The 14,580-nt window shown below is 73.0% G+C and carries 6 protein-coding genes; 5 read left to right on the top strand and 1 reads right to left on the bottom strand.

Annotation, left to right across the window (positions count from 1 at the left end):
• Positions 1-244: 244 nt before the first annotated feature.
• Positions 245-898: a hypothetical protein gene (locus tag WMF44_RS14610; RefSeq protein ID WP_437299725.1), complete on the bottom strand. Its 654-nt coding sequence runs from the start codon at positions 896-898 to the stop codon at positions 245-247.
• A 706-nt stretch (positions 899-1,604) separates the two neighbouring features.
• Here WMF44_RS14610 and WMF44_RS14605 point away from each other — a divergent pair.
• The 5 genes from WMF44_RS14605 to WMF44_RS14585 all read left to right on the top strand — a co-directional run bounded on the left by WMF44_RS14605 (position 1,605) and on the right by WMF44_RS14585 (position 14,469).
• Positions 1,605-2,423: a class I SAM-dependent methyltransferase gene (locus WMF44_RS14605; protein ID WP_437299724.1), complete on the top strand. Its 819-nt coding sequence runs from the start codon at positions 1,605-1,607 to the stop codon at positions 2,421-2,423.
• Positions 2,416-3,075, top strand: coding sequence for a class I SAM-dependent methyltransferase (locus WMF44_RS14600; protein WP_437299723.1), 660 nt, complete (start codon positions 2,416-2,418; stop codon positions 3,073-3,075). Before WMF44_RS14605 ends, WMF44_RS14600 begins: the two co-directional genes overlap by 8 nt.
• Before the next feature lie 24 nt (positions 3,076-3,099).
• The gene (locus tag WMF44_RS14595; protein WP_437299722.1) at positions 3,100-5,457 is read left to right on the top strand and encodes a hypothetical protein; all 2,358 of its coding nucleotides are present in this window, start codon (positions 3,100-3,102) and stop codon (positions 5,455-5,457) included.
• Positions 5,458-5,569: 112 nt separating this feature from the next.
• The gene (locus WMF44_RS14590; RefSeq protein WP_437299721.1) at positions 5,570-12,520 is read left to right on the top strand and encodes a pentapeptide repeat-containing protein; all 6,951 of its coding nucleotides are present in this window, start codon (positions 5,570-5,572) and stop codon (positions 12,518-12,520) included.
• Positions 12,517-14,469 carry a metallophosphoesterase gene (locus WMF44_RS14585; protein WP_437299720.1) on the top strand — a complete coding sequence of 651 codons (1,953 nt, stop codon included), beginning with the start codon at positions 12,517-12,519 and terminating at the stop codon, positions 14,467-14,469. Before WMF44_RS14590 ends, WMF44_RS14585 begins: the two co-directional genes overlap by 4 nt.
• Positions 14,470-14,580: the final 111 nt, after the last annotated feature.

Raw genomic sequence — 14,580 nt, 5'->3', positions numbered from 1 at the left:
GAGTGTGTCACACGAGGACCCGATATACTACTCGGTTCATCGCCGGGAGAACGCCCGGGGCGCGCCGTCCGGCCACGTGGCGTTACGTTCGGTAACGCTTCGATGCGCTCGCGTTACGTTCGGTAACACCCGGCGCAACGCGTCGTCGAGGCGCTTCGACCCACGGCCCGAGGCCGCCGTGGGGCGCGCGGGCGGCGCTCCGGCCGGCGCCGGCGGCGCGCCGCCGGGCGGTTGGCGGCGGGGGTCAGGACGAGCGCTCGGAGGGACCGGCGGCGAGGGCCTCGTGCACGGCCTCGCGCGTCCCGGTGCCGGCGAGGAGGTGCCACGCTCGGAGCGTCGGCAGATCGCGCATGGCCTCCACGGCCAACCGCAGCGGCGGCGGCATGGGGCCGAACCGAGCTTCGTAGAGCTCGATCGTCGCCTGCGCCATCCCTTGCGCCATCCCTTGCGCGACCCCCTGCGTGCGTCCCTGCTCGATGAATTGCTCGACGAGTTCCTGCGTGGTCATCACGAACTCCTCTTCTTCCGGTGTCGCGGGCCCGCGCTGGGCGACCTCCGCTCGGAAGCGTAGCAGAGGACCGAGCGCGATGTCGCGCTCCGACGCGTCCTCCGGCAGCCGCCGGAAATCTTCGATCGCCTCTCGCAGTACGCGTCCTCCGCCCATCAGCCGCATCAGCAGGGTCGAGCGCACGCGCGGCAGCTCGCCGAGGACGATCAGCGCGGTTCGCAGCAGTCCGGGGCCTTCGTACACCCCCGCGGGCCACCCGGCCATCGGCTCCATGCGCAGACCGGCGATCACGGCGGTTGGGCGACCGGTCGACAACATCCACAGAAACGGGGGTTCGGAAGCGCGGTTGCGGGCCACGTAGCTTCGCCACACGGCGAGGTGCTTGTGCACGCATGCGCGCACCTCGTCCGCGCTCGGCGTGTCGCTGTAGGCCTCGATGGTGCACGCCGTCTCCGCGAGGCGGCCGAGGAGCCCGAGCCGCTCTCGCCCCGACGCGCGCGCGGGGTCGGGCTCATACCATAGGTCCGCATGCTGCGCCTCTCCGGCGACCTCGGCGTCGGTCACGACCTTGCCGATCGGTGTCATCCCCTCCTGAGCGATGTCCTTCGCCAGCCGATCGAATCGGTTCCGCATGGCGGGCGCAGGCTGGCACGCCGTGCGGACGAGACGAAGAAAAATGCAGGCTCGTCCGCGCGGCTGGCATCGCAAACCGCTTACGCGCGATCGGCCCGATGCATTTTCATTTCCTCATACCAACTGCCACCAACGGCCTGCTCACAAGGTGCGATCGCAGCCGGCGGACCTCGCCAATCGCCGCGTTTTCCTTTCGTGGCCCCCGGAGCCAGGGCGGGCTCTCCGAGCTCGCGGACGCCGACCCCGCCCTCGGTGACACGGCCCTCGACGTCCCCCGGTCTCGGAGAAATTCGGCCGTACCCGAGGAGCGCCGCTCCGATGGTAGGATGCGGCGCATGCCCCTGCCGCACCTCGATCCCGGAGCCCTCGAGGCCATCGTCGAAGCGACGGACGGGCCGCACCCGACCGGAGCGGTCCGCGCGTGCCGGCGCTCCTTGCGCCTCCACGGGGGATGAGCGCTCCCATGGACCGAGAGTGGCCGCTCGACGCGGACGACTTCTCCGCCTACTACGCCTTCGCGCCCGCGGCGCTCGCCATCCGCGAGTGCGTGCGGCTGCGCGCCGTGCGCGAGCTCGACCTGCCGGAGCCGCTGCTCGACGTCGGCTGCGGCGACGGCCTGTTCGCGCGCCTCGCCTACCCGGACAAGCAGGCGTGGGGCATCGACATCAACCCGACCGAGGTGCAGCGCGCGCAGCGGACCGCGTCGTACCGCACGCTCATCTGCGGCAGCATCGTCAACGTCCACCTGCCCGAGGGGTTCTTCGGCAGCGCCATCGCCAACTGCAGCCTCGAGCACGTGCCCGATCTCCACGGCGCCCTCGTGAACATCCGGCGCGCGCTCAGGCCCGGAGCGCGGTTCGTGCTCATCGTGCCCACGCCCGACTGGACGTACCAGCTCGCCCTGCCCGAGGCGCTCCGCTCCGTGGGCCTGGTCGGCCTCTCGCGGGCGTACGGCGACGCGCTCGATCGGGTCTTTTCGCACGTCCACCTCTACGACGAGGCGGGCTGGCGCGATCACCTCGCGCGCGCGGGCTTCGACCTCGTGGAGACGCGCCCCATCGCGGGCCGGCCGACCTCGTGGGCGTTCGACTTCATGCTGTACCCGAGCTTGCTCGGCTACGTGATGCGCAAGCTCACCGGCCGCTGGATCGCCATGCCAGCGCTCCGCCCGCTCACCGTCGACGTGGCGCGCGCCCTTGTCAACGCGCTCGGGCGCCTCGCCCCGGGCGGCGACGCGGCCGCCGAGTACCTGCTCGTGGCGCAGGCGGGGCCCGATGGCTGAAACGGCGGCGCCGCCCGGCGACTACTTCTCGAACCACCGCCGCCGCGAGCGGTTCCCGTGGTCGCTCTACCACGGCGCGCTCACCCGCCCCCTCGCCCGCGCCATCGCCGCGCGCGGCCCGCGCCCGCGCGTGCTCCTCGTCGGCTGCGGCCTCGAAGGGGAGATCCCCGGCGCGCCGCCCGCGACCGAGCTCTACGGCTGCGATCTCGACGCGCGCGCCATCGAGGCGTGCCGGCGCCTCTACCCGGCGCGCGCAGCGCGCTTCACCGTCTGTCCGGGGCCCTACGAGCTCCCGACGGGCGGCGGGTTCGACGGCCCGTTCGACGTCGTGCTCGCGAAGGAGGTCGTCGAGCACACCCTCGATCCGTCGCGCTGGGCGCGCGGGCTCTCGGCGCGCCTCGCGCCGGGCGGCGCGCTGCTGCTCACGACCCCGAACTACGGCCGCCTGTCGACGCTGCCGCTCCTCGAGGCCACGGTGCTCGAGTGGATCGCGCGCCGCGACGGCTTCTCGCGCAAGCACATCCACCCGAGCAAGTTCGACGAGCGCAGCCTCGCGGCGCTCGACGTCGGGGAGCGGATGCGGCTCGTGTCGGTGCGGCGCACGCTCACCGGCTGGTCGCTCCTCGGCACGTGGCAACGCGCCCCGGGCTGACCCGGGCGACGGCGAGCTCCGCTGATGCTCTACCTCCTGCTCGCGCTCGGCGTCCTCGTCCTCCGGCTGGCCGAGCTCCGCGCCGGCGCGGCCGCCGGCCCCACCGCGCCCGCGCCGGCCGCAGCCGCCGCGCCCGCGCCCGCGCCGGCCGCAGCCGCCGCGCCCGCGCCCGCGCCGGCCGCAGCCGCCGCGCCCGCGCCCGCGCCGCGCCTCGCCTGGCTCGCCGCCGCCGCGGCGGTGGCGGTGGCGCTCCTGCCCGCGCTGCGCGACGCGCCCGCGCTCGCCGGGCCCGGCGCCGCGCTGCCGAAGGACACGATCTCGCACCTCGCCATCGCCTACGACATCGCGACGAGCGGCCTGCCGCACGGGTGGATCGCCACGAACAACGGCGGCTTCCCGATCGCGCTGCACTACCCGCCGGTCGGCTGGCTGCTCGTGGCGGCGCTGATCCGCCTCGGCGTCGCGCCGGTGGTCGCGGTGAAGGGGCTCGGCTTCGCCGCCTTCATCGGGGCCCCGCTGGTCGTCCTCGCCGCGGCCCGCGCGGTCGGCGCGCGGCCCGCGTCGGCCGCCGCCGGCGCGGTGGCGCTCGCGTGGGTCGCGCCGTACGTGCAGTTCGCCGGCGGGTGGCCGTCGTTCTTCCTCCTCGGGCTGCTCTCGCAGATCCTGGTCATCCCCGTCGTCCTCGCGTGGGCCGCCGCGGTGATCCGCCCCGCCCGCTTCGAGCTCGGGCCGGCGCTCGCCGCCGCCTGCGCGGCGACGCACCCGCAGGTCTTCACGGTGAGCGCCGCCGTCCTGGGCGCGGCCGCGATCGCCGCGTGGGATCGGCGGCTGTGCGCGCGCGTGCTCCGCTCGCTCGCCGGCGGCGGCCTGGTCGCGGCCGCGCTCTACGGCCCCGGCATCGCGTCGATGGCCGCGCCCTTCGGCTGGCCCGCCGGCCTCGGCTGGCGGCACATCGGCTTCGGGCCCGAGCGCGTGCTGCCGTGGATGCTCGATGGCGACCTGCTCGACTTCGCGCACGCCCCGGTGATCGGCTCCGCCTGGATCGCCGCCTGCTTCCTGCACGCGACGCGCCTCCGCGCCCCGGCGTCGCGGGCCGTCCTCGCGGCGTCGGCGGTCGCGCTGCTCCTGTCGATGAGCGGCGGCTGGATCGCCGGCGCAGGCCCGCTCGGCCGCGCGCTGCTCTCGCTGTTCCAGCCGATGCGCGCCCTCGCCCTCCTGCCGCTCGTCGCGGCCGGGGCCATCATCACCGCGCTCGACCTCGCGGCGGCGGCGCTCGCGCGCATCGGCGCCGCGCTGGCAGCGCGGGGCGCGCGCCGCTCGCGCCCCGCGCTCGCCGGGCTCCTGCCGGCCGCGCTCGCCGCGGTCCTGCCGGCCGCGCTCGCCGCGGTCCTGCCGGCCGCGCTCGCGCTCGTCGCGGCCCTCGAGATCCCCGCCCGCGCGGCCGAGCTCCACGTCCTTGCAGAGAAGCAGGCCGCGCTCGTCGCGTCGCGCGGCTGCCCGCCGCCCGCCGAGGGCTTCGACCCCGATCTCATCGCCCGCTGGCTCGCCGAGGCGCCGCACGGCCGCGCGAGCTACGCCGACGAGGACGAGTTCGCGACCTGCTCGATGATGCACGCCGCCGATCTCCGCCGCGCGGTCCCGATGGCCTTCTCGACCGGCGCCGGCGCGCATGTGGGCGTTCACGCCGCGGCCTTCCTCGAGGTGGCGCCCGAGCGCCCCGGGAGCGCCGCGCGCGCGGAGGCGCTCGGCATCCGCACGCTCATCCACCTGACAACGCAGCGGCCGGGGCCGCCCGAGGCGTGGGCGCTCGTGGACAGGCGCGGCGGGGTCGAGCTGTCCCGGCGGGTGGGCGGCACGGACTACGTGGGGCTCGGATGCGTGCGCGAGGTGTGGCGCGGCCGGGAGGCCGATCTGCTCGCAGCGCTCTTCGAGCACCTGAAGCAGCCGCGCACCGTGCTCGACACGCCGGGTGAGCTCGTGGCGCTGGAGGCGACCCGCGGCCCGCTCGAGCGCGTGGCCGTGGCCGACGACGGCTGCGACGCGGCCCGCGCCAGCGTGCGCGAGGCGCCGCGCGAGCCGGGCGCGTACGAGGCGATCGTCGACGCCGAGGCGCCGGTCGACGTGGTCTTCCGCGCCACGGCGTACAGCGGCTGGCGCGTGCGGGACGGCGGCGCCGAGCTGGCCCCGCGGCGCGTCGCCCCGGGCTTCTTCGCGGTGCGCGTCGGGCCCGGCCGGCACCACCTGGAGGCGGTGGTGGCGCTGCCGCGGTTTTACCTGCCGGCGCTCGCGCTCGCGTGCGGGGCAGCGCTCGCGCTGGGGGCGCCGCGGCTCCGGCGGCCGATCTTCCGCCGTGGCCGGGTCACTGTCACCGGGCGCGGGTGACTGGATGGCTCCGCCGGCGCCGGAGCAATGGTAAAAGCGAACGCGCCGGGCAGCGGGGAGCAAGCGAGTGCAGAAGGCGGCGGAGGGGTCGACGTACACGCGGGTTGCTGTCGTGCAGCTCGCCTATCATCCGGCGATCGTCGTGGATCGGCGATCGCCGCTCGAGGATCCGCTCTTCGATCCCAGGGTGGCGTCGGACTCGCTCGTGCCGTCGCGGGGCGAGGTGCCGGAGGTGATCAAGCCGAAGCTGGACGCGCTCCGGCGGCGCATCCGGGAGGCGTACGATGCGCAGCTCCTCGCGCGGATAAAGGCGGTGCTCGCCGCGTGCCGGGAGTACGGCGCGAGGATCGCGGTGCTCCCCGAGTACAGCGTTCCGTGGGAGATCCTCGGGGGCGTCGCCGAGGCGGCGGGCGACATGGTCGTCGTGGCCGGGACGCACACGGTCGACAGAGCGGCGCGGCGATCCGGGGTGTATGAGCGGCTCGGCGCGGCCGCGCTCCCCGCCGTCGGACAGTCGGTGTGCCCGGTGCTCCACGGCGGCAGGCTGCTCGGCCTGCAGGCGAAGCTGAACCCGGCGATCCCGGAGCGGAGCTCGATGCGGCCTGGCGCGACCTGGGCGCCCGTCGAGATGCCGGACGGCCTCCCGGGGCCCATGGGCGTGCTGGTCTGTCTCGACTTCCTGTTTCGGGAGGGCGAACCGCACCGGAGGCTCGTGGCGGAGCGCCTCGGGGCGTGCCGATTCCTCGCCGTGCCGAGCCTGACGCCGCACCACACGCTGCCGGAGTTCGCCGGCAAGGCGTGGGAGGAGGCGCGCCGGTACGGGCGGCCGGTGCTCTATTGCGACGGCGCGGAGGGCGGCGGCACGTCGGTGTACGTCGATGAGGGGCAGGCGCATGATCTGAAGCGGTTTCCGGATCGCGCCGGGTACCTCGATCCGGGCGACGAAGGGGTGATCGTCGCCGACGTCGATCTCGGGTACGAGCGGGCCGGGAGGTCGACGCGCTACGAGGCGCCAAGGCCGGTGGTGCCGGTCGCCGAGGCGACGTTCGTGTACCGCGGGCACCCGGCCGGGGAGGCGTACGCGCGGTGGCTCGACGAGGCGCGGGAGCTGCTCGCGCGGGATGACGACGACGCGCTGGAGGCGGTCGTCGCGCGGATCGAGGAGGCGCGCGACGTGCTGCTGAACGCGGGTGCGCTCTCCGGAGCCGCGGCGCGGGGGAGGCGGCTCAGGCGGCTGTACGGCGAGCTCGACAAGGTGACGAGCGTCGAGCAGCTACGGCAGTTCACGCGGGAGGTGGTGCTCCCGGCGGAGGTGCTGCCGCTCGACGCGCTGCGGGCGGCGATGGCCGGCGCGGCCGCCGACGTGGTGTTCGGGTGGATGGCGCAGCGGGAGGCGCGGGAGGCCGGGTTCGCCGAGGTCGAGGCGCGGCTCCGGAAGGCGGTGGACGCGACGCGGGGCGCCGGCGAGTGGACGAGCGACGGCGCGGCGGCGCTCGGGGCCGTGGCGCAGGCGGTGCGCGGCCCACGCGAGGTCGACGAGAGCAGGCAGGAGGAAAAGCCGGCGCCGGAGGTGCGGGTGGTGCTGCCGGGAGGGCTCGACCCGGCGGCGCTCGGAACGAGGCGGGTCGGAGGGTGGATCCTCGCGTTTCAGAGGCGACCCGCTGACCTGATCGAGGTCGTCAAGGGTCGCCTCCGGCGCGTGGCGGCTGACGCTGAAACGCGGCGGCCCGTCGAGGAGGCGGACGAGCACGGGCACGTCACGCGGTTCTCCGAGCATCAGATCAACGCAGCGGAGAACCTTCGCCTGCTCGCGATGGCGGAGGGGAGACAGCGTATCGCGACCGTCGGTATCTCGTCCGAGAGCCAGAGTGTTCCGCCCACGATCCTGATCGCGTCGTCCCGAGACGAGGGGTGGGTCCTGTGGACCGACGCCGGCGAGGGATCCCTCGGTGATCGCTCGGTGGGACTGCTCGCCGCGCTCGCCGAGACCGGGCTTGCGGGCGCCGCGTGCGACGAGATCCCACCGGACGCGCGGCGGGACCGGATCGCGGGCCTCTTGCACCGCTTCGGTGGCGCGCGCGCCGTGATCGCGGCGCTCCGCGACCAGCGGCTGCGCGAGGTCGACGGCAGGTTCGTGGAGCCCGACGCCCGTGTCGACGGCGGGGAGCCCACACCGATGCTCGGCGCCCTCGACGCATGGCTGTCGTCGGGCGAGCCGACGGCCCTCGTCCTCGGCGAGTTCGGGCTGGGGAAATCGACCGCGCTCGCCGTGTGGGCCGACAGGCGCTGGGAATCCGGGGCGACGCCGCTGCCGCTCCTCGTGAACCTCGCCGGCGCGTCCCCGTCGGCAAGCGCAGAGCAGCTCCTGCTCCAGGCAGCCGGGCTCGAAGATGCCCCCGAGAACCGCGCCGCCGTGCGCCTCCTCACCCGGCATCACCTGCTCGTCCCCTGCTTCGACGGCTTCGACGAGATGGCGACGCGCCTCGAGGCCGCGGAGCTCGCAGGCAGGCTCTCCGGGCTGCTCGAGATCGCGGCGGGCGGAGGAAAGGTGATTGTCTCCTCGCGGGACAACTACTTCCCCAGCCAGGCGCACCTCACGACGACGACCGAGAGCGCGCTCTCGCAGGCGCTCGGCGCGCCGGCGGGGATCCGGCGCGTCGTGGTCCAGCCGTTCACCGACGATCACGTGCGCGAGCTCGTGCGACAGATCCGCGGCGAGGGCGGCGCCACGGCGGCGCTCTCGCGCATCGCCGGGATCTACGACCTCAAGGACCTGGTGCACCGGCCGCTGCTGCTCGGGATGGTGCTGGCCACGCTGGACGACCTCTCTCCCGGCGCGCAGGTCGGCCGGGCGGACCTCTACGAGGCGTACCTGAAGCGATGGCTCGACAACACGCGGAAGGACGACCCGGAGTGCTTTACCGACGAGCAGAAGAAGGAGTTTGCAGAGGCGCTGGCCGAGCAGCTCTGGCGGTCTGGAAAGGCGACCTGTACGTGGCAGGCGCTCCAGAGCTCCGTCCGTGCTCGCCTCTTCCCGCTTCTGCCCGAGGGCATGGGCATGCCGCCGGGCGCGGCATTCCTCGAGATCCAGGGCGGAGCCTTCTTCGTCCGCGACGACGAGGATCGGTATCGCTTCGCGCACAAGTCGTTCCTCGAGTACTTTCTCGCCCGCGCGCTGGTCGCGACGCTGCCTGAGCGGCCGGAGGAGGCGCTCCGGACAAGGCCGATCACGCAGGAGGTCGCGGCGTTCGTCGGAGAGATCCTGAGGGCGGACGGGGAGCCGAGGCGCGCGAGCGCGGTCCGCGCGGTCCAGTCGTTCCTGGCGGAGGATCGGCGGCCGCTCCAGCGACCCGGTGAGATCGTCGAGAACGCCCTGCGGCTGCTGCTCGGCCTCTCTCGATGGGCAGGTGATGGGGCGGACTGGATCCCGGGCGGAGCGGATCTCCGCGGGGCGCAGCTCGTCGGTGAGGATCTTCGCGGGGCGCGCCTTCTCGGCGCGAAGCTGGAGGGCGCGAACCTCGCCGGCTCCGACCTCTCCGGAGCGGATCTGACGGGCGCCATGCTGAGCGGAGCCACACTATCGGGTGCGAAGCTCGACCGGGCGCTCCTCCGAGGCGTGCTCGCGCATCGCGCAGACTTTACCCAGGCCGAGGCGAACGGTGCCGTGGTCGAGGCAGCGGACCTCACGGGCGCGGTCTTCCGGCAGTCGACCTGGACAGCAGGTCACTGGAAGGACGTGCGAGCCGAGGACGTGGATGTGAGCGCATGGCTGGCTGCGCCTGAGAACGAGCTCCTCGAGCGCGGGCTCAACCTTGCTCCAGTACCGCCGCAGGTGCAGGCAGAGCTCGTCTCGGGACACACCTCAGACATCCTTGCGATCGCCTGGGCGCCTGACGGCAAGCACCTGGCTAGCGCAGGAGGCGACAACACCGTGCTCCTCTGGGACACGGACACTGGCAACGAGCTCGCTCGCCTCGTGGGACATTCGAATTCTGTCACGGCCGTTGCCTGGCACCCCGACGGAAAGCGCCTGGCTAGCGCCGGAGGCGACAACACCGTGCTCCTCTGGGACACGGGCACTGGCAACGAGCTCGCTCGCCTCGTGGGACACTCAGCTGCGGTCAGGGCTGTTGCCTGGCACCCCGACGGAAAGCGCCTGGCTAGCGCCGGAAACGACAACACCGTGCTCCTCTGGGACACGGGCACTGGCAACGAGCTCGCTCGCCTCGTGGGACACTCAGCTGCGGTCAGGGCCGTTGCCTGGCACCCCGACGGAAAGCGCCTGGCTAGCGCCGGAAACGACAACACCGTGCTCCTCTGGGACACGGGCACTGGCAACGAGCTCGCTCGCCTCGTGGGACACTCAGCTGCGGTCACGGCCGTTGCCTGGCACCCCGACGGAAAGCGCCTAGCGAGCGCCGGAGGCGACAACACCGTGCTCCTGTGGGGCCCGGACACCGGAAACGAACTCGCTCGCCTCGAAGTACATTCGCCTTGGGTCATCGCCGTTGCCTGGCACCCCGACGGAAAGCGCCTGGCTAGCGTAGGATACGACAACACCGTCCTCCTATGGGACACGGACACTGGAAACGAACTCGCTCGCCTCGAAGGACAATTGCGTGGGGTCAGCGCCGTTGCCTGGCACCCCGACGGAAAGCGCCTGGCTAGCGCAGGATACGACAACACCGTGCTCCTCTGGGATCAGGGCACCGGAAACGAGCTCGCTCGCCTCGTGGGATATTCGAATCCGATCACGGCCGTTGCCTGGCACCCCGACGGAAAGCGCCTGGCTAGCGCAGGAATCGACGGGACGGTGCTCCTCTGGGACACGGGTACTGGCACCGAGCTCGCTCGCCTCGTAGGACATTTGAATTCGGTCACGGCCGTTGCCTGGCACCCCGACGGAAAGCGCCTGGCTAGCGCAGGAGATGACAACACCATACTCCTATGGGACCTGGACACCGGAAACGAATTCGCTCGCCTCGAAGGACATTTGCGTTGGATCAGCGCCGTTGCCTGGCACCCCGACGGAAAGCGCCTGGCTAGCGCAGGAGTCGACGGGACGGTGCTCCTCTGGGACCTGGACACCGAAAACAAATACGCTCGCCTCGAAGGACATTCGGATTGGGTCAGGGCCGTTGCCTGGCACCCCGACGGAAAGCGCCTGGCTAGCGCAGGGGTCGACAGCACCGTCCTCCTCTGGGACCTGGACACCGGAAACGAGCTCGCTCGTCTCGTGGGACACTCTGCTGGGGTCACGGCCGTTGCCTGGCACCCTGACGGAAAGCGCCTGGCTAGCGCCGGAGACGACAACACCGTGCTCCTCTGGGACCCGGACACCGGAAACGAGCTCGTTCGCCTCATGGGACACTCAGCTCCGGTCATAGCCGTTGCCTGGCACCCCGACGGAAAGCGCCTGGCTAGCGCCGGAGACGACAACACCGTGCTCCTCTGGGACCCGGACACCGGAAACGAGGTCGCTCGCCTCGAGGGTCATCCCTCCCGGATATGGGCGATTGCCTGGCACCCCGACGGAAAGCGCCTGGCTAGCGCCGGGAACGCCTCGGTACGGATCTGGAACGCCTTCGATAGCAAGCTCCTCGCCTCGTTCGAGTTCGCAGGCCTCGCCACCCTCATCCGCACCGCCGGTGGCTTCTGCTCGTTCGGTGACCTCCACCCCGACCGCGCCCGCCTCGCCCTCCGGCGCCCCGGCGCGACGACCACGCTTTACCTTCCCCTCGCCGGCTTCCGCGACATCCTCCACCGCCCCGACAAGGTGAAGGCTGCGCTCTCCGGAGATCTCAGCGGCGACAACCTCGGCGAGGAGCTCGCCAGGCACGGCTACGCGGGCGGCGTGGCCTGGGATGGTGAAGCGCACGTCATCAAGGCTGGCCCCGCGGCCCACGGCCCTACCGCCGCTGTCCCCACGATAGCCGCCCCTGCGCCAGCGCTCACCGCACCCGCGCTCGCCGCCGCGGCCCCCGCAGCCGCCGCACCGGCCCCCGCGCACGCGCCTGCAATCCGCGAGCTCGCTCTCGAATCGCTCTCCCTCCCCGCCGCCGCCCGCCCCAACCCCTTCCGCCCCGGCCCCGCCCTCACCGACGCTTCCGCCCTCCCCGGCCGCGCCCCCATCCTCGCGGAGCTCCTCGCCCTCATCGACAGCCGCAGCCCCGCGGTGCTCCGCGGCCCGCGCCGCTCGGGCAAGACCTCCATCCTCCACCACCTCGCCGCGCGCCTCTCCCCTGCCCGCGCCGTCCACCACCGCTCTCTCGAGGGCCGCGCCTCTCCCCTTCGCACCGCCGACGATCTCGCCCTCTTCCTCGACCCCTCTCTCCAGTCCGACGCCACCCCCGCGCTCACCTTGCGCAACCGCCTCTCCAGCGCCGGCAACGCCGTCCTGCTCCTCGACGAGGTCGCCAACCTCCACCAGGCCGACGCCACCGTCTTCGCGTGGCTGCGCGCCGTGGGCCAGGAGCAGACCAGCGTCGTCCTCGTCGGCTCGCACTGGGACTGGGTCACCGTCGTCGAGCACGCCTTCGCCGCGGCCCCGGGCTCCTCGTTCGGCAACGACGTCACCCCGGTCAACCTCGGCCCTCTCCCCGAGGAGGACGCGATCCGCTTCCTCGTCGACACCGCTCCTCCCGACGTCCCCATGGAGGCCGAGCGGACCGCCCGCTGGATCGTCGAGCTCTGCGGCCCATGGCCCTTCTATCTCCAGGTCATGGGTTATGCCCTCGTCCAGGCCGTCCGCGCTGGCCACCGCCGCGCCTTGGTGGAGCGCGCCGGCGTGCGGGAGCTCTACGAGCAACGCCTCCTCCTCGACCGCGACGCGGCCTTCTTCCGCCCGCGCTGGGCCGAGCTGCCCCAGCGCGCGCGCGCCGTGCTCGGCGCCCTCCGCGGCGCCCCCGACGCGGCGCTGCCCGAGGTGCGCAGGCTGCCTTCCGAGGACGTCGCCGTCCTCTGCGACGCGGGCCTCTGCGATGCGCTCGGCGCATGGCTGGCGGATCCGCCGTTCTTCGACTGGATTCGCCGGGTGGCCAGGGAACCAAGGAGAGAGCCGTGACGCGCGCGTTCGACGTGAGGAGAGCCTACGCACCGGAACGCGATGTCCGCGATCACGCGCAGCTCCTGGATCTCTTGCTGTCCTTGCCGGTGAACGGCGTGATATGGCCGCTCGTCGGCGCGCGCAGGGCCGGGAAGACGTGGACGCTCAGGGCGCTCGAGCACCACCTCGGCCTCGCCGACAAGACGAGCGTGCGTTACCTCGACCTCCGCAAGTTCGGCCGGACGCTCCCCAGCGTGCCGCCGGGGACAACGCTCCTCCTGGATGAGCCGCAGCTCGCCGGCCAGGGCGGCAGCCCGCGCGACGCGAGCGCCTTCCTGCGCTGGTGCGTCGACCTCTACACCAACAACACAAGGATCTTCCTGGCGATGAGCCCCGCCGAGTGGATCGCGCTCGAACGCGCGGCCTCCGGCGACGCCGGGCTCGTCTGCTCGCGGGACATGCGCTTCCTCGATCCCCTCACGCACAGCGAGGCGCTCAAGCTCGCCCGCACCGCGGTGTCGAGGGCGCTCCTCCCCGACCTGCCCGTCGCCTGGCGCCGGAATCCCTTCCTGCTCGAGCTCGTCTTCGAGCTCGCCGAGCAATCTCCCGCTCTGGCGAACACCCCATGGGCGCTCCTGCGAACGGCGCGCGTGAGCAGCGAGCGCATGGAGTTCGCCTATCACCGCGCCGTGTTCGAGGACGGGCTGACCGACGCGCAGCGGGGCGTGCTCCGCGAGATCGCGCGCGGCGCGTCTCCCCGCGACGAGAACGTCGATCTGCTCGAGCGCTGCGGCCTCGTCCAGCAGCGGGACGGGCGCCCCGTGCTCGCCGATCCGATCCTCGAAGCGAACCTGTGCCCGCTGCGGATCCACCATGTCTCCGACATCCATTTCGGCCCGAAATCCGCCGAGCGCATCGACGTGAAGGAGAGGAACCAGCACGGCAACACCATGACGGGCGGGCTCGGCCCCCCGCGCGTCTGCGATCATTACGTCGAGCACGTCGCCGAGCTCGCCGCGTCCGGCCGCGCGCCGCACCTGCTCGTCGTGTCGGGCGACGTCGCCGAGTGGGCCGACGACGCCCAGTACGCCGAGGCCCGCCTCTGGCTCGATCAGGTCTCCAGGCACCTCGCGGATCACCCTCGCCTGCCGCCCGACGAGCCCAACGTGCTGCTCGTGGGCGGCAATCACGACGTCGACTGGCGGCAGGCGGCGGGGCCCGCCCAGGCCGACACGCAGGCGCGCCACGCGCCTTTCGCGCGGGCGTTCGGCGATCACCCGCGCTGCGCGCGGCCGCCGCTCGAGGAGCCGCCGGCGACGCGGGCGCTCGCGGTGGCGCGGTATGCGGATCTCGGGGTGGAGTTCGCGCTGCTCGGATCGGCGGAGTTCGGCGGCCAGGAGGAGAAGGATCCGGTCCGGGACGAGCTCCTCTCGCTCATCGGCCGTCTGCGGCAAGGCGCCATGGACGAGCCGGACGCCGAGCGCGCCGCGGCGCTGCGCGACCACGTGGCGCGCATCGATCCCGGCCTGGTCCACAACGCGGATCTCCAGCGCCTGCGCAGGGCGCAGTGGCACGCGCCGATCCGGATCGCGGTCCTGCATCACCCGGTGTCGCCGCTGCCGTCCACCGAGCTCGCCCGCTTCGGCGGCCTGATCAACGCAGGTGAGGTGAAGGACGCGCTGGCCCACAAGGAGTTCTGCCTGGTGCTCCACGGCCACAGCCACACGGGGTGGTTCGGCAAGGAGCAGTGGCCGGAGCGGCACGAGGATTGGACGATCCGTATCGCCGCGGCGCCGTCGCTCTCCAGCCGGGAGGTGCAGGAGTACAACGGCTACAACGAGATCGAGATAGCGCGCGACGGCGTGGGCGGCGAGGTCGGCTATCAGATCCACGTGAGGCGCGTGGGGAGACAGGGCGCGACCTGGACGCGGCTGGCGTCGATGGGACCGTTCGCGCCGGGGAAGTAGCGCCGCTGCGGAGGCGCGCGCTCGTAGCGGGGGAGCGCGCGTCGTGGGTCGCCAGGGTTCAGGGGGGCTTCCAGCGCGTCGAAGCGCGGCGGTTGCCGCGCTTTCCCGTCC

The organism is Sorangium sp. So ce426 (genome assembly GCF_051475585.1).
GTDB classification, from domain to species: Bacteria; Myxococcota_A; Polyangia; order Polyangiales; family Polyangiaceae; genus Sorangium; species Sorangium cellulosum_B.
The sequence above is the reverse complement of the archived record's forward strand: the minus strand, read 5'-3'. Positions and strand labels throughout refer to the sequence as shown.